This window comes from Pseudomonas sp. OIL-1, assembly GCF_010669185.1.
Classification (GTDB): Bacteria; Pseudomonadota; Gammaproteobacteria; order Pseudomonadales; family Pseudomonadaceae; genus Halopseudomonas; species Halopseudomonas profundi.
Map to the genome: position 1 here is coordinate 415,436 of NZ_CP048629.1, position 21,474 is coordinate 436,909.

The following is a 21,474-nucleotide window of genomic DNA, read 5'->3' on the forward strand; positions in this document are numbered from 1 at the left end:
CGCTTCCTTGCTTGCTCCTAGCCAGACCGATAGTACGCAGGGTCATGAATGGCGGAAATAGTCCTTTACCACCACGCCGTGTAAGCAAAGGCTTACACGGCGTGGAAATCCGGCAGACGAGCACCGCGCTTCAGAATTGATCCGCATCCAACTCATACAGCGGCTCGCTGCCAGCACGAACGGAGGCGCTCAACGACTGCACCCGCGGCAGCAACCGCTTGAAGAAGAATCGCGCCGTGCCGAGCTTGGCCTTATAGAATCCATCGGCGTCCTGCTCCAGGCAGGCCGCGGCGACTTTGGCCATCTTTGCCCACATATAGGCATAGGCGGTGTAGCCGAACACATGCAGATACTCGACCGATGCGGCACCGATCTCGTTCGGGTTACTGCGGCTACGCTCTATCACCTGTGCGGTCAGCTCCTCCAGATTGGCCAGGGCATCCGCCAGGGGCTGGATGAACTCGGCCAGCGCATGATCCTGATTGTCGGCAATAAAGGTTTTCACTTCCTCAGCGAACACCTTGAAGAACGCACCGCCATTAGCAACAGTCTTGCGCCCCATCAGATCCAGCGCCTGGATGCCGTTGGTACCTTCGTAAATCTGTGAGATACGCACGTCACGCACCAACTGCTCCTGGCCCCACTCGCGTACATAACCATGGCCACCGAACACTTGCTGGCCGTGCACGCAGTTTTCCAACCCGATGTCAGTGAAAAATGCCTTCGCGATCGGGGTCAGCAAAGCGACCAGATCCTCACCCTTTTTGCGGATGTCAGCGTCTTCGGCAAATTTGCTGATGTCCAGTTGCGAGCCAACATAGGTAGAGAAAGCCCGGCTGCCTTCTGTCATGGCCTTCATGGTCAACAACATGCGGCGTACATCGGGGTGCACGATGATCGGATCGGCCGCCTTGTCAGGCTGAACGGCACCGGTGGGCGCACGACTCTGAATGCGGTCACGGGCGTAGGCAACGGCGCTCTGGTAGGACGCCTCCGAACAGCCAATGCCCTGAATGCCGATAGACAGTCGCTCGTAATTCATCATGGTGAACATCGCGTTGAGGCCCTTGTTGATTTCACCAACCAGGTAGCCTTCGGCACCGTCGAAGTTCATCACACAGGTCGCCGATGCCTTGATGCCCATCTTATGTTCGATAGAGCCACAGCTGACCGCGTTGCGCTCGCCCAGGCTGCCGTCTTCATTAACCAGAAACTTCGGCACTACGAATAGCGAGATACCCTTGGGACCCGCCGGGGCATCAGGCAGCTTGGCCAGAACCAGATGGATGATGTTCTCGGTCAGATCGTGCTCGCCACCGGTGATAAAAATCTTGGTCCCTGTAACAGCGTAGGTGCCGTTGGCGTTCGGGACAGCGCGGGTGCGGATGATGCCCAGGTCAGTGCCGCAATGCGGCTCGGTCAGGCACATGGTGCCGGACCAGGTGCCTGCGTACATATTCGGCAGGTAGCGCTGCTTGAGCTCGTCGCTACCGTGCGCATCCAGCGCCAGACAGCTCCCGGCAGTCAGAGCCGGATACAGCGCAAAACTGTTGTTCGCGCCGTAGACCATTTCCTCAACCTGCACGCCCAGCGTCTTCGGCATGCCCAGGCCGCCGAGCTCCGGATTGCCCGCAAAGCCGACCCAGCCGCCTTCGGAATAGGTGCGGTAGGCTTCCTTGAAACCGGCGGGCGTGGTCACTTCACCGTTATTCCACTGGGCGCCCTCTTCGTCCCCACTGCGGTTCAGCGGGGCGATTGTTTGCGAGGTGATCTTGCCCGCCTCTTCAAGCATGGCGTCGGCTGTCTCGGCATCGATAGTGTCAGCCAGTCCGGGCAGGCTCTGCCACAGTTTGTCGGCCTCGAAAACTTCATTGAGGACAAAACGGATATCGCGCAAGGGGGCTTTATAATCGGCCATGGACACTCCTATAGCAGTCGGCTCGCCCGGGGCATCCCGGAATATGCGGGGGATTGTAGCGCGACAACGAAAAGACCGATACCGTCTTTAAATGACTTCCGACCAAAGTCTGGTCACGAAATTGGGGAGGCAACTGCTGATCAGCACAACGCGGTCGTTTGTGTGGCCTGTGGAACGGGAGACTGAGCAGACTGCGATCTCTGGGCGTCCTTCGGACGCCGTCGCGCCGGGGCGACCCTCCTACGAAAAGCGGCCTGCGATCTGGCGGCGACAGGCTGCATAAAAAAGCCCCGAACCAGTCGGGGCTTTTTAGCTACAACTGGCAGGTTAGAACTGCTCGGCCGACATCTTCATCAGCGTATCGGCGCCAGCTTCAAGTGCCGCCAGGTGCGCCTGGGCCCGTGGCAACAGCCGCTTGAAGTAAAACTCCTGCGTTGCCAGTTTGGCCTCATAGAAATCAGTCTCGCTGGTACCAGCGTCCAGCTTTTCCTGCGCGACGACGGCCATCTTCAGCCAGACGAAAGCGAGGGTGACATAACCGGAGAACATCAGGAAATCCGTCGATGACGCTCCGACCTCCTCGCGGTTCTGCATCGAGCGCATGGCGATCTGCTGGGTCAACTCGCCCCACTGCTTGTTCAGCTCGCTAAGCCTGTTCACAGACTCTCCGAGCGTGGCGTGACCTTCATACTGCTGACACAGCTGATGCACCTGCTTGGTAAATACACGGAGCAGCTTACCCTGGCTCATCAGCACCTTGCGGCCGAGCAGGTCCAGCGCCTGAATACCGTTGGTGCCCTCATAGATAGGAGCAATGCGGCAGTCGCGCATTTGCTGCTCCTGACCCCATTCGCGGATGTAACCATGGCCACCAAACACCTGCATGCCGTGACTGGTCACTTCCAGTCCGGTATCAGTCATGAACGCCTTGCAGATCGGCGTCAGGAACGCCAACTGATCTTCCGCATCAGCCTTGGCCGCCTCGTCCGTGGAGTAATGCGCCTGGTCTAGCAGCTGCGCTGCATAATAGGCCAACGCCCGATTGCCCTCGTTGAAGGCTCTCATGGTCAGCAGCATACGACGCACATCGGGATGCACAATGATCGGATCCGCCGGCTTGTCAGGTGCCGCCGCGCCTGACAGCGAACGCATCTGCAGACGGTCCTTGGCGTAGGCTACTGCGCTCTGGTAGGACGCCTCACCATGGCAAAGGCCCTGCATACCGGTGCCCAGACGTGCATGGTTCATCATGGTGAACATGCAGTTGAGGCCGCGATTGGCCTCGCCAATCAGGAAGCCGGTCGCGCCATCGAAATTCATGACACAGGTCGCGGATGCCTTGATACCCATCTTGTGTTCGATCGAGCCGCACTTCAGCGCATTGCGTTCACCACTTTCGCCATTGGCATCAGGCAAAAACTTGGGAACGATGAACAGCGAAATACCCTTGGTACCGGCCGGCGCGTCGGGAAGCTTGGCCAGCACCAGGTGCACTATATTTTCGGCCAGATCGTGCTCGCCACAGGAAATGAAGATCTTGGTGCCGGTAATCTGATAGCTGCCGTCAGCCTGGGGAACCGCACGGGTCTTGATCAGGCCCAGGTCGGTACCACAGTGAGGCTCGGTCAGGCACATGGTGCCGGTCCAGTCACCCGGGGTCAGTTTGCTCAGGTAGCTGTCTTTCTGCTCCTGGGTACCGTGTGCGCGAATCGCCGCAGCGCAGCCGTGGCTCAGGCCGGGATACATGCTCCAGGCATAGTTGGCCGATGCAATCATCTCGCTGATGACCAGCCCCAGCGAGAACGGCAGACCCTGACCGCCATACTCGGTCGGCCCGGTCATGGAACCCCAGCCGTTATCCACGTACTGCTGATAGGCTTCCTTGAAACCCTGCGGCGTGGTGACGACTCCATCTTCGAAGTGACAGCCTTCCTCGTCCCCGGTGCGGTTGAGCGGTGCCAGAACTTCACCGGCGAAGCGCGCACCCTCCTCCATAATCGCACTGACCAGATCCGGTGAGGCATCAGTCAGGCCATAGTTTTCATAGCAGGTGCCGAAATCGAACACCTCGTCAATCAGGAAGCGCATATCGCGTAACGGGGCTTTGTAATCTGGCATAGCAATGTCTCCACTAAATCAGCCGGGCCATCCTGACTGAACGAATATTCATACAAGCGTTTGAACACTACGGACCCTCAGGTGGCTGGTCAAGAATCAAGCCAGTTCATTAGTCAGCTTGATGCAACATTATAATTCCGGCCCCGCGCTTTATTCGCTTATGGAATAACAAAATCCTTTTTCGGCCTTGGACAGCTTAAGCAATCCCTCTTACTGTGTCCGCCCGAGGTTTCATGGCGAAACCCCAAACGGTGTTCAATAGGTAACAGATGAGCTGGGATTCCCTGCCGATGATTGGCGTCGCCGCCCTGCTGTGCTGGGTGTTCTACGCTTTCGCTCGCGAAAAATTCAGCCCTGACGTAGTGGTCGGCATAGCCGTAGCCGTGCTGCTGGTCAGCACCTTGCTTACGCCTGCCGACATACTCGGCGTGCTGTCGAACAGCGCGCCGATTACCATCGCCTGCATGTTTGTGCTGTCCGCAGCCCTCGAGCGCACCGGTTGCGTCGAGGCCCTCGGTCGCTGGCTGGCGCGCATGGGTGGCGGCAGCCCCCTGCGCACGCTGTTCAGCCTGATGTTGACTGGCATGGTGCTCTCGACCTTCATCAATAACACCCCGGTTGTTGCGATTCTCACCCCGGTAGCGGTCACGCTCGCCGCACAGGTTGGCACCAAGGCTTCAAAGCTGCTGATTCCCTTGTCGTACGCCACCATACTTGGCGGCACCATGACCATGATCGGTACCTCAACCAATATTCTGGTTGACGGGGTAGCGCGCCAGAACGGCCTTGAGCCCTTCGGCATGTTCGACATATTCCTGCCGGGCCTGATCATGGCGGTCATCGGCGTGACCTTCATCATGCTCATCGGACACCGGCTGCTGCCAGACCGTGAGAGCCTGTCGAAGCAACTCAGGCCCGATCAGAGCCGCCCGTTCATGACTGAACTGCTGGTACCGCACGATTCAGCTGTAATCAACCAGAGCATCGCCCAGGCCAACCTCAATGGTGAGAGTGGTATTCAGGTGCTGAAAATTTTCCGCGGCGACGAGGAACTGTCCACACCGGTCAATACCACGGTGCTGGCGGCCGGTGATCGCCTGGTATTGCACGCCCCCATGCGCGATTTCATCGAGCTGCGGGAAAACGGCCTGCTCACCTTCAACCGCAACCAGGCCGCTAATTTCGAAACCATCTCGACCCGCGATGTCACCCTAGCCGAGGCCATCGTGGGCAGGAGTTCGCGCTACAGTCACCGGCCCATGCGCGATCTGAACCTGACAGCACGTTATGGCATTCACGTGCTGGCCGTGCACCGTCAGGATGAGAATATCCAGGAGAACCTGGATGACTTCCAACTGCAGTTTGGCGACGTCATGCTGGTAGAAGGTTCGCCCGCGCAGATCCGCAAGTTCGCAGATAACGGCGACCTGATCAGCTTGAATACAGTGCAGGAGCGCGCCTATCGGCGGAACAAGGCACCCATCGCCATCGCCTCTGTGTTGTTGGTCATGCTGCTCGCGGCGTTCAACGTGATGCCGATCGAAGGCCTGGCGATGATTGCCGCCGTCACGGTTGTCGCCACCGGCTGCCTGGATACCGAGGATGCCTACAAGGCGATCGATTGGCGCATTCTCGCGCTGATATTCGGCATGCTCGCGATCAGTATTGCGATGAACAAGGTGGGATTGGTAGACAGCCTGGTCAGCCAGGTCATAACGCTGGCGCCACTGCTAGGGCCGCTGTTCATGCTGTCCTTCGTGTATCTGCTGACTTCGATACTCACCGAACTGGTCAGCAACAATGCCGTTGCGGTACTGCTGACACCCATCGCCATCGGCGTTGCTCACCAGTTGGGCGCGGATCCTCGACCCTTCGTCGCAGCAGTAATGTTCGCGGCCAGCGCCAGCTTCGCCACCCCGATCGGTTATCAGACCAATACCTTCGTTTACAGCGCCGGTGGCTACCGTTTCACCGATTTCATGCGCATCGGCATACCGCTGAATCTGATCATGTGGCTTACCGCTACGCTGGTTATTCCGTGGGTGTGGCCGTTGTTTCCGGCATAAAGGCGGGAAAGCGGAAGCGCTAAGCTGGAAGCTGGTAGGGAGAGATTTGTGGTTGGGATTTAACGTTAGCCGGCGCGGCTTGGCCGCGCCGGGTCAGGGCTCAGGCTGCTGCTGTCAGTGCCTGCTCGAGATCGGCCAGGATGTCATCGATATGCTCGATGCCGATCGACAAGCGCACCATGTCACGCGGCACGCCGGCCTTTTCCAGTTCCTCGTCGTTCAGCTGTCGATGCGTAGTGGATGCCGGGTGGCAGGCCAGGGACTTGGCGTCACCGATGTTTACCAGACGCACCACCAGCTCCAGTGCATCGATGAAACGCCCGCCCGCTTCCTGGCCGCCCTTGATACCAAACGACAGGATCGCCGCAGGAATGCCGCCCATGTAACGCTGGGCCAGCTCATGTTCGGGATGATCCCGCAGACCGGCGAACTGCACCCACTCAACTTGCGGATGCTGCTTCAGATACTCGGCTACCCGCAATGCATTCTCGCAATGGCGTTCCATGCGCAGCGCGAGCGTTTCCAGCCCCTGCAGAATCTGGAAGGCGTTCATCGGAGACAGCGCCGCACCCATATTGCGTAGCGGAACGACACGGCAGCGGCCAATAAACGCAGCCGGACCGAAGGCTTCGGTATAGACGACACCGTGATAGGACGGGTCGGGCGTGTTGAGCATCGGGAAGCGCTCGGCATTGTCTGCCCAGGCAAAACGCCCGCCATCGATCACCATGCCGCCCACCGTCGTGCCGTGACCACCGATGTACTTGGTCAGCGAATGCACGACGATATCTGCGCCATGTTCGATCGGGCGACACAGCGCCGGGGTAGCCACTGTGTTGTCGACAATCAAAGGCACGCCATGGCGGTGCGCCGCTTCGGCCAGGGCTGCGATATCGATGATATTGCCCGCGGGGTTGCCGATGGATTCACAGAAGACTGCCTTGGTGCGCTCGTCAATCAGCGCTTCCAGCGCGGCAATGTCATTGTGCGCGCCAAAACGCACTTCGATACCCTGGCGAGGCAAGGTGTGGGCGAACAGGTTGTAGGTACCGCCATATAGCTTGGCGACCGAAACGATGTTGTCACCAACTTCCGCAATCGTCTGAATAGCGGCGGTAATGGCTGCCATCCCGGACGCCATCGCCAGCCCGCCCACGCCCCCTTCCAGTGCCGCAATGCGCTGCTCAAGCACGTCATTGGTGGGGTTCATGATCCGCGTATAGATGTTGCCAGGCACTTTCAGATCGAACAGGTCCGCGCCGTGCTGGGTACTGTCGAAAGCGTAGGACGTGGTTTGGTAGATCGGCACGGCCACGGCCTTGGTGTTCGGATCCGGGCTGTAGCCGGCGTGGATCGCCAGAGTCTCGAGCTTCATTATTATGTCCTTCCGTTGAGATTTGGAGAGCTATGCAGCATGCGCAAACCACCGCGCTCGATCAAGTATCGCTGCAGGACGCATAAACGGAAACAGAACAGGGGAGCTTGTGGCCATCAGACTGAAAGGACGAACCACCGCTGGCGGGCTGGACCATCAAAAGCCTTAGGCTTCGAGGTGCTGGTGCAAGGCCACGAACTGCTGGGTCAGTTTATGCCGGCTGTCCAGATAGATAAGCGGCATGCATTCCTCGTGGGACTCACGCATGCGCACCGAGCTGGGCAGATACACCGGAATTATCGGCAATCCCTCGGCAACCAGTTCATCGATCATCTGTTGCGGCAAGGAAGCACGCGCCTGGAACTGATTTACCACCACGCCTTCGATCTGCAGATCCTCGTTGTGCTCGTCACGAAAATCTTCCAGCTCCGCAAGCAGGCTGTACAACGCCTTGCGCGAGAAACTGTCGCAGTCGAAGGGAATCAGGCAACGGTCGGCAGCTATCAGTGCCGAGACGGTAAAGAAGTTGAAGCTTGGCGCCGTGTCGATATAGATGCGTTCGTAGTTGTGCTTCAGTTCATTCAGCAGCTTGCGCAGCTTCTTGATCTTGTAGCGCGACTCGAGCTTGTGCTGCAGTTCGGAGAGCTCCGCATCGGCCGCCATCAACCAGAGGTTTTCGAATGGCGTTTCGCTCACATACTGCTCCGCCTTTTTCGTCGCAGCACCCGAAGCGAGCGTCTGCGCGAAAAAATCCGCGAGCGTAACGTCCAGCTGCGCCAGCCGATCGCCCAGAAGATAATGACTGGAGTTGGCCTGGGGATCTAGATCGACCACCAGCGTCTTGAAGCCGGCAGCGGCGCTAACCGCTGCCAGGTTACAGGCGATACTCGACTTGCCTACCCCACCCTTCTGGTTGAACACCACCCGCCGCATATCGCCCCCTGAACCGGAATACCGTCAGGCTACGATAGCAGAAGGATCGTGGTAGGCAGCGGAGAGTTCGTGAACCGCTTCAATAAACGCACCGGCATGTGCTGGGTCGACTTCGGGGGTGATCCCATGACCAAGATTGAACACATGGCCTGAACCCTTGCCGTAGCTGGCCAGAATCCGACCCACCTCGGCGCGGATCGCGTCGGGCTTGGCATAGAGTACCGTCGGATCCATGTTGCCCTGCAATGCAACACGCGAACCCACCCGTGAACGTGCCACGCCCATATCAATGGTCCAGTCCAGACCCAGCGCGTCGGCACCGGTATCAGCAATGCTCTCCAGCCACAGGCCGCCGTTCTTGGTGAACAGAATCACCGGCACCTTGCGGCCTTCGTGCTCGCGTATAAGTCCGGCGACAATCTTGCGCATATAGGCCAGGGAAAACTTCTGGTACGCGTCGGCGGACAGGTTTCCGCCCCAGGTATCAAAAATCTGCACCGCCTGGGCACCGGCCATAATCTGGCCGTTCAGGTAGGAAATAACCGAATCGGCCAATTTGTCGAGCAGCAGATGCATGGCTTCCGGCTGATCGTAGAGCATTGCTTTGCTCTTGCGGAAATCCTTCGACGAGCCGCCTTCCACCATATAGGTCGCCAACGTCCACGGGCTGCCGGAAAAACCGATCAGCGGTACGCGACCGTTGAGTTCGCTACGGATAGTGCGTACCGCATTCATGACATAGCCCAGGTCCTGTTCGGGATCCGGTACTGCCAGCGCTTCGATATCAGCGGCCGTGTCGATCCGCTTGCGAAACCGCGGTCCTTCGCCTGTTTCGAAATGCAGGCCTAGCCCCATGGCATCAGGAATAGTGAGAATGTCGGAGAACAGGATGGCGGCATCCAGCGGATAACGCTCCAGCGGCTGCAAGGTGACTTCGCAGGCCATCTCCGGGTTGGTGCAAAGCCCCATGAAATCTCCAGCACGGCTACGCGATGCCCGGTACTCAGGCAGGTAGCGGCCAGCCTGGCGCATCATCCATACCGGCGTTACATCCACGGGCTGGCGCATCAGGGCGCGCAGGAAACGGTCATTTTTCAATTCATACATGGGAAGGTCCAATAGCGGGATCAGCGGCCATTGTACCGATAAAACGCGAGGAAGATCAGAGCGCGGCTATCCCACCCGGGGAAAGCTCAGTGCAGGAAGCAGAAAGGCGCCCGCAGGCGCCATTCCATGTGCTTACAAATCCAGATATTCGAGAATACCTTCAGCCGCCTGACGCCCTTCCCATACGGCCGTTACTACCAAATCAGAACCGCGCACCATATCCCCCCCGGCGAACACCTTGGGGTTACTGGTCTGGAACTTGTAGCGTGCCATTTCCGGCGCATTGACCCGACCCTGGCCGTCAGTTTCGATTTCGAAATCGCTGAACCAGGACGCCGGGCTTGGGCGGAATCCGAAAGCGATCACCACGGCGTCGGCGTGCAGTACTTCCTCGGAGCCCGGAATTGGTTCAGGGCTCCGACGTCCACGGGCATCTGGCTCGCCAAGACGCGTTTCAACCACTTTGACGCCCTCGACGCGGTCTTCCCCAACGATGGCGATCGGCTGGCGATTGAACAGGAATTTCACCCCTTCATCTCTAGCGTTTTTCACTTCCTTGCGTGAGCCGGGCATATTCTCTTCATCACGGCGATACGCACAATGCACCGACTTGGCGCCCTGGCGGATAGAGGTACGGTTGCAGTCCATAGCGGTATCACCACCACCGAGGACCACGACTTTCTTCCCCTTCATGTCGATGAAGTCCTCGGCGGATTTCTCGAAGCCCAGGTTGCGATTGACGTTCGCCACCAGAAAGTCCAGCGCGTCATAAACGCCAGGCAGATCCTCGCCCGGGAAACCGCCCTTCATATAGGTATAGGTACCCATCCCCATGAACACGGCATCGTATTCGGCCAGCAAGTCCTGCATGGCTACGTCCTTGCCAATTTCGGTATTCAGCCGGAACTCGATACCCATGCCACCGAACACCTCGCGGCGACGGGACAGGACCGTCTTCTCCAGCTTGAATTCAGGGATACCAAAGGTCAGCAGGCCGCCGATCTCCGGGTTGCGATCAAACACCACTGGTGCCACGCCGGCGCGTGCCAGCACATCGGCACAGCCCAATCCCGCCGGGCCTGCACCAATGATCGCAACCCGCTTGCCAGTGGGCACAACCTGCGACATATCCGGACGCCAGCCCATGGCGAAGGCGGTATCGGCGATATATTTCTCCACCGAACCGATAGTCACCGCGCCAAAGCCGTCATTGAGGGTGCATGCCCCTTCACAAAGACGGTCCTGAGGGCAGACCCGACCGCACACTTCCGGAAGCGTGTTGGTCTTGTGCACCATCTCCGCTGCTTCAAGAATGTTGCCTTCAGATACCAGCTTCAGCCAGTTGGGAATGTAGTTATGGACCGGGCACTTCCATTCGCAATAGGGGTTCCCGCACTCCAGACAGCGGTGCGACTGGTCGGACGCCTCCTCCGGCTTGAACTGCTCGTTGATCTCCACGAACTGCGTCTTGCGCGCACGCAACGGCCGCTTCTTGGGATCCTTGCGGCCTACATCTATAAATTGAAAATCGTTATTCAAACGGTCAGCCATATAAATTACCTCGCAGCTGCGCTGCTGAAATCTCTGTAACGAATGCGCTGAATCGCGAGCGCATTCGCCGGGGCAGTTGGGTTACTGACAGTTACTGGGGGTTAGCTACAGTAGTCGTCAGCAGGGCGCGCAAGTTCGCAGCCTTCGGCTTGACCAGCCAGAAGCGCCGGATGTAGTTATCCAGGTCATCCAGCACTTCCGCGCCCCAGGCACTGCCGGTCTCGCTTACGTATTCCGTCAGCACTTGGGTCAGATGGCTGCGATACGCCTCCATCGACTCGCTGGTGACACGGCGTAGTTCGACCAGTTCGTGGTTCAGTCTGTCGAAGAAGCTGTTGTCCATGTCCAGCACATAGGCCAGACCACCGGTCATGCCTGCCCCGAAGTTGTAACCCGTCTGACCCAACACACAAACCATGCCACCTGTCATATATTCGCAGCAGTGATCGCCAGCGCCTTCGATAACCGCATGGCTGCCCGAGTTGCGGACAGCGAAACGCTCACCGGCCACACCCGCAGCAAACAGCTTGCCGCCGGTCGCGCCGTAGAGGCAGGTATTACCGATGATCGACGTCTGCTCGGAGCGGAACGGACTGCCCGCAGGCGGCACTATCACCAGCTTGCCCCCGGTCATACCCTTACCGACATAATCGTTCGCGTCGCCCTGCAGATACATATGCAAACCGCCGGCATTCCACACGCCGAAGCTCTGTCCAGCAGTGCCTTTGAAACGGAACACCACCGGCGAGCTTGCCATGCCCTGGTTGCCGTGCATCTTGGCAATCTCACCGGATACCCGGGCGCCGATCGAGCGATCGCAGTTGGTTAACGTCATCTCGAACTCGCCGCCACTAGCACCGTCAATCGCCGTACGGGCCAGCTCGACCATTTTCTCGGCGGTCAGACCTTTATCGAATGGCACGTTACGCGGCGACTCGCAATACTGCGGCTTGTCCGCTGGAACGTGCTCGCTGAACAGCAGCGGTTTCAGGTCCAGATTCTGCTGCTTACCGGTTGTGCCCGGCAGGATTTCCAGCAGATCGGTGCGTCCGATCAATTCCTGCAACGAACTTACGCCCAGCTTGGCCAACCATTCACGGGTCTCGGTCGCCACGTAGGTGAAGTAATTCATCACCATTTCCACGGTACCGATGTAATGGTTGTCACGCAGGTGACGGTTCTGTGTGGCAATACCGGTCGCGCAGTTGTTCAGGTGACAGATCCGCAGGTACTTGCAACCCAGCGCAATCATCGGACCAGTACCGAAGCCGAAGCTTTCAGCACCAAGGATGGCCGCCTTGATCACATCCAGACCGGTCTTCAGACCGCCATCTGTCTGCACCCGCACCTTGCCGCGCAGGTCGTTGCCGCGCAGCGTCTGGTGCGCTTCCGACAAACCCAGCTCCCAGGGCGAGCCCGCATAACGGATCGAAGTCAGCGGCGAGGCGCCGGTGCCGCCGTCATAACCGGAGATGGTGATCAGATCGGCGTAGGCCTTGGCCACACCAGCGGCGATGGTCCCCACGCCTGGCTCTGATACCAGTTTGACCGATACCAGCGCAGCCGGATTGACCTGCTTGAGGTCAAAAATCAGCTGGGCCAGATCCTCGATTGAATAGATATCGTGGTGCGGCGGTGGCGAAATCAGGGTCACGCCCGGTACCGCGTAACGCAGACGAGCGATCAATTCGTTGACCTTGCCGCCTGGCAGCTGGCCACCCTCACCGGGCTTGGCGCCCTGGGCAACCTTGATCTGCAGTACGTCAGCATTGACCAGATATTCAGCCGTTACGCCGAAACGTCCCGAGGCGATCTGCTTGATCTTGGAGCTGCGCTCGGTGCCATAGCGGGCCGGGTCTTCGCCGCCCTCACCGGAGTTGGAACGCGCACCGAGCCGGTTCATCGCCTCGGCGATAGCTTCATGCGCCTCGGGCGACAGTGCGCCCAGGGAGATACCCGCCGAATCGAAGCGCTTGAAGAGGCTCTCCAGCGGCTCGACCTGATCCAGCGGGATCGGCGTCTGATCCTCCCGCAGCTTCAGCAAGTCACGCAATGCCGCTACCGGACGCTCGTTAACCAATGCGGCGTATTCCAGATATTTGTCATAACTGTCGCCCTGAACCGCGTCCTGCAGTGCCCGCACGACATCAGGATTATAGGCGTGATACTCACCGCCAAATACGAATTTGAGCAATCCGCCCTGCTGGATTGCCTTGCGCGGATTCCAGGCTTCCTTGGCCAGCAAGGACTGCTCCAGCTGAATGTCTTCAAAGCGTGCGCCCTGAATACGGCTGGCTACGCCCTTGAAGCACAGATCGACAACTTCGTCAGCCAGGCCCACCGCCTCGAATAGCTGCGCACCGCGATAGGAGGCCACGGTGGAGATACCCATCTTCGACAGGATCTTCATCAAGCCTTTTGAAATGCCTTTGCGGTAATTCTTGAACAGCTCGTACAGATCACCGATCACTTCGCCGGTGCGGATCAGGTCCCCGAGCACTTCATAGGCCAGGTAGGGATAGATCGCGCTCGCGCCGAAGCCAACCAGTACTGCGTAATGGTGTGGGTCGCGAACGGTAGCGGTTTCCACCAGGATGTTGCAATCGCAACGCAGCCCCTGGGCAATCAGATGATGATGCACGGCGCCGACTGCCAATGACGCATGTACCGGCAGCATACCCTGGCTGATATCGCGGTCGCTCAGAATCAACAGCGTCTTGCCTTCACGTACCGCCGCTTCAGCGTCCAGCACAATGCGCTTGACCGCTTCGCCCAGCGGCAAGTCGGCAGGTACGTTTAGATTGATGGTGATCCGATCGAAGCCCGGGCGGTCCATGGTCATCAGGGTCCGCCATTTGGCAGGGGACATCACCGGCGTACTGAGGATCACACGATCGGCGTGATCGGCGGTTTCTTCGAATGCGTTGCGTTCCGCGCCTAGACAGGTCTCCAGCGACATGACTACCGACTCGCGCAACGGGTCGATTGCCGGATTGGTCACCTGGGCAAATTGCTGGCGGAAATAATCGTAGACCGGGCGTACACGGCTCGAAAGCACCGCCATGGGCGTGTCATCGCCCATCGAGCCCACTGCCTCCTGGCCGTTCTCGGCCAACGGACGCAGCACCTGATCTCGCTCTTCGAAGGTCACCTGGAACATTTTCATGTACTGCTTGAGCTGCTCCGGCTCGAGGAATTCAGAACCGTGATCGCGGTCGTCCATGGTCGCCTGAATCCGCACCGCCTTCTCTTTCAGCCATTTGCGGTAAGGGTGCCGTGATTTGAGTCGATCTTCGACGTCGTCGGTATGCAGTACTTCGCCGGTTTGAGTGTCGACGGCGAGAATCTGACCGGGTCCAACACGCCCTTTGCTGATCACATCTTCCGGCTGATAATCCCAAACGCCAATTTCCGAGGCGAGTGTGATGTAACCATTACGCGTGACGACATAGCGCGCCGGACGCAGACCATTACGGTCCAGCAGACACACCGCGTAACGACCTTCAGTCAAAACGATACCGGCCGGGCCGTCCCAGGCTTCCATGTGCATGGAATTGAATTCATAGAAAGCCCGCAGGTCGGCATCCATGGTTTCGACGTTCTGCCATGCTGGCGGAACCACCATGCGGATGGCGCGGAACAGGTCCATGCCACCGGTGATCAGCAGCTCCAACATGTTATCCATGCTGGAGGAGTCCGAGCCTTTCACGTTGACAATCGGCGCCAGGCTGTCCAGATCCGGCAACATCTCATTGGCGAACTTGTTGCGTCGAGCCTGGGCCCAGTTGCGGTTGGCGGTGATAGTGTTGATCTCGCCATTGTGTGCAATCAACCGGAACGGCTGGGCCAGCGGCCATTTCGGCAGGGTGTTGGTAGAAAAACGCTGGTGGAACACGCTGATCGCGGTTTCCATCCGGCTGTCACTCAGCTCCGGATAGAACTTGTCGAGATCGGCCGGCATCATCAGGCCTTTGTAGGAAATTACCTTGTGCGACAGGCTGCAGACATAAAACTCGTCATCTGCCTGCATGGCGATCTCAGCCTTGCGCCGCGCATAGAACAGACGGGTGCCGAATTGCTGCTCGTCGAGCCCTTCGCCCGAGACGAAGACCTGCTCGATTCGCGGCATGCAGCTCTGCGCCAGCGAGCCGAGTACGCTTGGATCAACCGGCACTTCGCGCCAGCCCAGCGCTTGCAAGCCCTGATCGTTGAACGCGTCGGCGAAGGCTTGCTTGGCTGCCTCGGTCGCTGACTGCGTGGCGCCCATGAATACCATACCCACGGCGTATTGCTCGGGCAGCGTGACGCCAAGCGCATCCTGGGCGACAGCACGCAGAAATCCGTCTGGTTTCTGAATGAGCAAACCACAACCGTCACCAGTCTTGCCGTCGGCATTGATACCGCCACGGTGGGTCATGCAGGTCAGGGCCTCAATGGCCGTTTTCAGCAAGTGATGACTGGGCTGCCCTTCCATATGGGCAATCAAACCGAAGCCACAGTTATCCTTGAACTGGTCTGGCTGATATAGACCGGCTTTCATAGGCACACTCTCAAAAATGTAATGTATTCAGACGCTTAGTGAAACCGGACAGTAGCGGGCCGGGCTGCGCCACTCAAAATGGGAAGGTGATTGTACACACCACCTGCTATGGGGACAATAATTCAGTGCCGCAAAAGCGACCAGAAATGTCGTAATAAGAGAAGACTTTTAAAACGCGGGAGTTCGCAACTCAGCACCCAGCGGCGATGAAACCCTGCGGGAGCATCCGGACAACCTGAAGGTCAGGCGACAAAACCTCTGCAGCCCTTACGGTTAGTGCCATTCGATGAAGAGCACCGGCCCATAGCAGCGGTTCAGCACCCGCTGAACAATATCACCCGTGACAAGGGAGTGCGATCGGACAGCAAAATGCAGCACCACACTTAAAGCGGGTACTGCCTTCTGATCAGCGGCGGCTTATTCGCGAGGAATAAAGCCCGGCGCGATGCTGTAACAGCCTCCTATGGCAAGGACTGTTGAATCCCGGCCATACTACGTGGCCAGGGTTTGAGCGTGCGTACAGCGTCGGGCAGCCCGGCGATCGCCCGCTGGGCCTGTTCTCGTCCACCGTATGCGCCTTGCGTTACGACAAACCACGGCTTGCCCTCATGTACCGTCTCGAAATAATGCAATTCGGACAACGCGCTGTGACGAGTGACGAAATCGGCTGCGGCCTGCTCCGAACGCGTACCCAGCAATTGCAACGCAAAATTGCCAGCCGGTTGCTGGCGATACCAGCCAGCATTCCCGGCAGGCTCGGGCTTCCCGGCCTGAGCTCTTTCGGTTCGAGCGCTTGCTGACTGTTCGTCAGTTGACCCATCCGGGGCAGAACCGGCATCCGCCGACGGTACGGAGGGCGCAGTCTGCTCCACCGAAAAAGGCTCTATCTCGACGACAGGTTGGGCTTCGGAGGGCAGCAGCTCGGGTATCCTATCTCCAGACGGCGCTTCCGATCGAGAAGGTGGTGGCGCGACATTGAACGACTGGCCGCCGTCAGCTGCCTCTGCATCCAGCACATCGGTCGTAGCGACCGGCCTGGGTAGCTCCAACACGGTGCGCTCGGGTTCAGGCTCGCTGTCGTCCATGGTCCACACGACAACCACGGCGACGGATACCAGTATCAATGCGATCAACGAGCGAAGCGGAAACGCAGAACCGCGTTGCGGTCGCAGCGCTGGGGGCTCGATTGCCGCCAGCATCGCTTCTCTGGCTACCATATTGATTCGCCCTGGCCAGCCCTCGCTTTGCTGATGTATCCAGCCGAGCTGCTCATCACTGAGTAGTTCAAGACCTTGTCCTGCCGCTTCAAGTCGCTGCGCCAGATAGTCGCGCGTCTCATCAGGTCGAAACGGCTGTAATTCAATAGTATGCAACCATGCCTGTCCGTCGGACATTTGCACCGTACGCAGCGCTGTCTCGATAGAGGGCTCAGCGAACAGAAAAACCTTTGGAGCGCCCCGCAAGTCGATCTGACTGAGGTCAGCGAGGCTTTGCAACGCCTGCGGGTCCAAAAGATGTGCATCGTCGATAACGATATACAGCTGGATACCCGTCTGGAAAAGTTCAGCGGCCTTATCAAGCAAGCCAGCTTCAGTTCTGACGGGTGAATTGATTGCCTGCGCCAGGAAGCCTAGCAGTGCATCGGCAGACGCCAATTCCCTGGCCGAGGCAACCACGCATTGCACATGGTCCTTTTTGCTGCTGGCCACCAGAACCTGTCGGAGCAATGTCTTGCCACTGCTCCGCGGGCCGGTAACAACCAGTAACTGCTGGGCGAACCGCGCCAGATGGTGCAGTTCGGCGAGGACACTCTTGCGCCGCGCAGTGAAAAAGCGGAATCCGGGCGTGCGCGGCAGAAACGGGTCGTGAGTCAGCTCATAGTGCGCCAGCAGGTCGGCCTCGACAGCAGCATAGTCAGGTTTATGTTCGGCGTTCATAAGGGCTCTGATGGATACTCTGAATGCAGGGTGGCTTGCAACGCGGCCACGTCAAAATCGGCAGTGACAACCGCTTCCCCCAGCTGACGCAGCAGCACAAGCCGCAGCTGCCCGCCGACCACTTTCTTGTCCACTGCCATCAAGCGCATGAAGTCGTCTGCGGTCATGTTGTCGGGCGGCGCAACCGGAAGCCCCGCCGAGCGAATGATCTTGACCGCGTGATCATAATCGCTCTGACACAACCAGCCTGAGCGCCTGGATAGCTCCAGCGCCATAACCATGCCGGCGCCCACCGCCTCGCCGTGCAACCAGCGTCCGTAGCCCTGATGCGCCTCAATCGCATGACCGAATGTATGCCCCAGATTGAGGATGGCGCGCAGCCCGCCCTCTCGCTCGTCAACCGCCACAACGTCTGCCTTGATTGCGCAGGACCGCGCGATGGCTTCGGTAATCGCCGATGGCTCGAGTGCACGCAAAGCTGACATATTGGCTTCGAGCCAGTCGAGGAAAGCCCGATCCCTGATCAAACCGTACTTGATGATCTCGGCCAGACCGGCACTGATTTCACGTTCAGGCAGGGTATGCAGGCTGTCAGTATCGATAATGACTGCCTGAGGCTGATAAAACGCCCCAATCATGTTCTTGCCAGCGGGATGATTGATGCCTGTCTTGCCACCCACGGATGAGTCAACCTGAGACAAAAGCGTCGTTGGGATCTGAACGAAGTTCACCCCGCGCTGGTAACAGGCAGCGGCGAAGCCGGTCATGTCGCCGATCACCCCGCCACCCAGCGCAATAAGTGTAGTACCCCTGTCATGCCTGGCGGCAAGCAAACCATCAAAAATCTGCTGCAGGGTGCTCCAGTTCTTGAAGGCTTCGCCAGTTGGCAGAACAACCTGTTCGACCTGATATCCCGCAAGCGAGCCCAAAAACCGGGCAAGATAAAGCGGCGCGACGGTATCGTCAGTGACGACGCATACTTGCTTGCCCGAAAGATGCGAACCCAGCAAACCGGGCTGATCCAGCAACCCGCTGCCGATGTAGATTGGATAGCTGCGGTCAGCCAGTTCAACGGTCAATTGCTGCATGAAGCCTCTCCCTTAAGTCCACGCAAGCATACCTCAGACGCACGGGGCGCGCAGGCCGGTATTGCTGGTTTTTTATTTCGAATCGAATGGCAGACAGCCCGGGATCCCGGGCTGCTCGGTCGTCTTGCTCAACGCAGTTGCAGTTTAGGCCTTGAGTGCGGTCAGAATCGTATTGACCACAATCTTCGGCCCGCGCTGGTCCGTATCGATAGTCAGATCAGCGATCTCGCTATAGAGCGGGTCACGCCTGGCCATCAGCTCGCGCAGGACTTTTTCCGGATCGGGAGTCCGTAACAGCGGACGCTGCCGATCCTTCGCAGTGCGCTGCAGCTGTTGTTCGACACTGGTTCGCAGATAGACCACCAGACCGTGGGCGCCGAGCGCCTGACGGTTGGCTTCGCGCATAACCACACCGCCGCCCGTCGCCAGAACGATCCCATCTTCCTTGACCAGCTCGGCAATCATCGCCTGCTCACGCTCGCGAAAGCCATCCTCCCCCTCAACGTCAAAAATCCAGGGGATATCGGCGCCAGTACGCGCTTCTATCTCCCGGTCTGAATCCTTGAAGGGGTACCCGATTTCCTTGGCGAGCAGACGCCCGATGGTGCTTTTACCAGCACCCATCGGGCCTATCAGAAAGACGTTACGCATTACTTGGCAAGGGAAATAGCTCCACTATTGATGATGCGTGGCGTGAGGAATACCAGCAGCTCGGTCTTGCTTTCCGACGTTATATCACGACGGAACGCCCGGCCCAAAATCGGCAGGTCGCCCAGGAACGGAACCTTCTGTTGTCCCTTGGAGGTTTCGCTGGAGAATACCCCACCGATGACAATGGTTTCGCCATCGGCCACCAGGATCTTCGCGTTCACTTCATTCTTGCGAATAGTCGGCACCCCGTTCACTTCGTTGGTGAAGTCCGGCTCGTCCTTGGTAACGATCACTTCCATAATCACCTGGTTGTCCGGGGTGATCTGCGGGGTTACTTCCAGAGACAGCACAGCTTCAGCAAAGGCGGTAGTGGTGGCCCCACTGGAACTCGCTTCCTGATACGGGATCTCGGAACCCTTCAGGATCTTTGCGGTTTCCTTATCAGAGGTGACCACTTTGGGCTGGGAAATAATCTCGCCATTACCGGTGCTTTCCATCGCCGACAGCTGCAAATCGAGCACGGCGTTGTTGGTGATAAAGCCGATGCCGACGCCTGATGTCGCACCCAGCACACCCATATCCACAAAGGGCGTGTTGAACGGACGTTCCGGAATACCGATGAAGCCGCCGGTATTCCGCGACGGGATATAATCGTCATCACCAGGCAAGCCACGCGCGTTGGGATCTTCCACTACGCCGGTCTGACCGTCCTTGCCGAACAGATCGAAACGATCACCCATTCGCAGGTTGCCACCCCAGCGCACACCCAGTGCCTTGTCGAAGCCAACGTTAGCTTCAACGATGCGCGCCTCGATCATGACCTGGCGAACCGGAATATCCAGCTGAGTAACAATGCGGCGCAGCTCGTCGAGCTTGTCCTGGGTTTCCAGAGCAATGATGCTGTTGGTGCGGTCATCTACGGTGATGGAGCCACGCTGCTCGCCCTCGCCTGCGGTTACCGACGCGAACAGGCTGGCGATATCAGCTGCGTTGGCGTAGTTCACCTGGATCAGCTCACGACGCAGCGGAGCCAGCTCGGCAATCTGCCGCTGGGATTCCAGCTCCTGACGTTCGCGGGCGGCGATTTCGTCGGCCGGGGCAACCAGCAGGACATTACCCACCTTGCGCTTGTCGAGCCCCTTGGTTTTCAGCACCAGATCCAGCGCCTGATCCCAGGGCACATTCTGCAAACGTAAAGTGATGCTGCCCGAGACGGTATCACTGGCGACCAGGTTCATGTCAGTGAAGTCTGCAATCAACTGCAGCACCGAACGCACTTCGATGTCCTGGAAGTTAAGCGACAGTTTTTCACCTGTATAGGCAAAGTCGGCAGCACGGCGTTGCTCGACCTCAGTTTTGCTCAACGGCTTGAAGCTGACAATCAGACGATTATCGGTCTGATATACCAGATGCTCGTAAAAACCGTTTGGTTCGATATTGATGGTTGTGTCGTTACCGCTGGTGCTGGCGTTGACGAAATTGACCGGGGTTGCGAAGTCCTTGACGTCCAGCCGTACGCGCAGTTCATCAGGCAGGCGAGTGCCAGGGAAAGTCAGCCGCACACGACCGCCCTGCTCCTGCACGTCGACTCGTACAGACGGGTCGGACAGGTCTACGATGACGTTACCCTCTCCCTGCTCTCCACGCTGAAAATCCAGGCCGCGAATGGCTTTGCCCGAAGCAGCTGCTGGCGAATTTGCTGCCACGGCCGGCTCGTCGGCAGCACGCCAACTCGCGGTTGTCGGTGCGCTGGGTGCAGCGGCTCTGTCGGGAGCGTTATAACCCGGAGCCTGATCGGCGCCGACCATGACGTACAGATTGTTGCCTTCGACCCGCGTGGCGTAAGGCGCAAGATCGGTAAGATTGATGATCAGGCGAGTCCGGTCACCGGCCTCTACCACGGTCACACTACGTGCGTTCCCGAGGCCGAGGTCGCGGCTGCGCTCGCCCAGCTTGTTCTTGACGCCAGGCAAATCCAGAGCGATACGTGCAGGTTGCTCAATGGTGTAGCCCTTCGGTGCGGCAACGGGTTCGTCAAAGCTGAGCTTGAGCTCGACCCGTTCACCCGGCAGCGAGGCCACGTCCATATTCTGAAGGTCGGCCGCGATGGCCAGAGGATTCAACAGCGCCAGGGCTGCTGCAAGCGATAACTTCCTGGTTAGAGGCATTTGGTTGCGTTCCACGCGTGAC

At 58.6% G+C, this 21,474-nt stretch carries 12 protein-coding genes; 1 reads left to right on the forward strand and 11 read right to left on the reverse strand.

Going from position 1 to position 21,474, the window contains the following annotated elements:
- Positions 1-130: 130 nt before the first annotated feature.
- Both G3M63_RS01985 and G3M63_RS01990 read right to left on the reverse strand, forming a co-directional pair.
- The gene (locus tag G3M63_RS01985) at positions 131-1,918 is read right to left on the reverse strand and encodes an acyl-CoA dehydrogenase C-terminal domain-containing protein (RefSeq protein WP_163981732.1); all 1,788 of its coding nucleotides are present in this window, start codon (positions 1,916-1,918) and stop codon (positions 131-133) included.
- A 327-nt stretch (positions 1,919-2,245) separates the two neighbouring features.
- Positions 2,246-4,036 (reverse strand): acyl-CoA dehydrogenase C-terminal domain-containing protein, encoded by a 1,791-nt coding sequence (locus G3M63_RS01990; RefSeq protein ID WP_163981733.1) that lies wholly within the window; start codon positions 4,034-4,036, stop codon positions 2,246-2,248.
- Positions 4,037-4,305: 269 nt separating this feature from the next.
- On the opposite strand from G3M63_RS01990, the gene G3M63_RS01995 reads away from it, so the two are divergent.
- Positions 4,306-6,102, forward strand: coding sequence for an SLC13 family permease (locus G3M63_RS01995; protein WP_163981734.1), 1,797 nt, complete (start codon positions 4,306-4,308; stop codon positions 6,100-6,102).
- A gap of 100 nt (positions 6,103-6,202) precedes the next feature.
- Here G3M63_RS01995 and G3M63_RS02000 read toward each other — a convergent pair whose 3' ends face one another.
- From G3M63_RS02000 to pilQ, 9 genes are all read right to left on the reverse strand, one after another.
- A complete protein-coding gene (locus G3M63_RS02000) occupies positions 6,203-7,477 on the reverse strand; it encodes a bifunctional O-acetylhomoserine aminocarboxypropyltransferase/cysteine synthase (protein ID WP_163981735.1) in 1,275 nt (424 codons plus the stop codon).
- Positions 7,478-7,642: 165 nt separating this feature from the next.
- A complete protein-coding gene (locus G3M63_RS02005; protein WP_163981736.1) occupies positions 7,643-8,410 on the reverse strand; it encodes a ParA family protein in 768 nt (255 codons plus the stop codon).
- A gap of 24 nt (positions 8,411-8,434) precedes the next feature.
- Positions 8,435-9,517: a uroporphyrinogen decarboxylase gene (gene hemE / locus G3M63_RS02010; protein WP_150300158.1), complete on the reverse strand. Its 1,083-nt coding sequence runs from the start codon at positions 9,515-9,517 to the stop codon at positions 8,435-8,437.
- Positions 9,518-9,649: 132 nt separating this feature from the next.
- Positions 9,650-11,068 carry an FAD-dependent oxidoreductase gene (locus G3M63_RS02015; protein ID WP_163981737.1) on the reverse strand — a complete coding sequence of 473 codons (1,419 nt, stop codon included), beginning with the start codon at positions 11,066-11,068 and terminating at the stop codon, positions 9,650-9,652.
- A 91-nt stretch (positions 11,069-11,159) separates the two neighbouring features.
- A complete protein-coding gene (gltB, locus tag G3M63_RS02020; protein ID WP_163981738.1) occupies positions 11,160-15,608 on the reverse strand; it encodes a glutamate synthase large subunit in 4,449 nt (1,482 codons plus the stop codon).
- A gap of 461 nt (positions 15,609-16,069) precedes the next feature.
- The gene (locus tag G3M63_RS02025) at positions 16,070-17,545 is read right to left on the reverse strand and encodes an AAA family ATPase (protein WP_163981739.1); all 1,476 of its coding nucleotides are present in this window, start codon (positions 17,543-17,545) and stop codon (positions 16,070-16,072) included.
- Positions 17,542-18,633, reverse strand: a complete 1,092-nt coding sequence (aroB, locus tag G3M63_RS02030; protein ID WP_163981740.1) for a 3-dehydroquinate synthase — start codon at positions 18,631-18,633, stop codon at positions 17,542-17,544. Before aroB ends, G3M63_RS02025 begins: the two co-directional genes overlap by 4 nt.
- Before the next feature lie 144 nt (positions 18,634-18,777).
- Entirely contained in the window at positions 18,778-19,284 is a 507-nt protein-coding gene (gene aroK / locus G3M63_RS02035) for a shikimate kinase AroK (protein ID WP_150300153.1), read from the reverse strand.
- On the reverse strand, positions 19,284-21,452 hold the full coding sequence (gene pilQ / locus G3M63_RS02040; protein ID WP_150300152.1) for a type IV pilus secretin PilQ: 2,169 nt from the start codon (positions 21,450-21,452) through the stop codon (positions 19,284-19,286). The genes aroK and pilQ overlap by 1 nt, the downstream gene beginning before the upstream one ends.
- Positions 21,453-21,474: the final 22 nt, after the last annotated feature.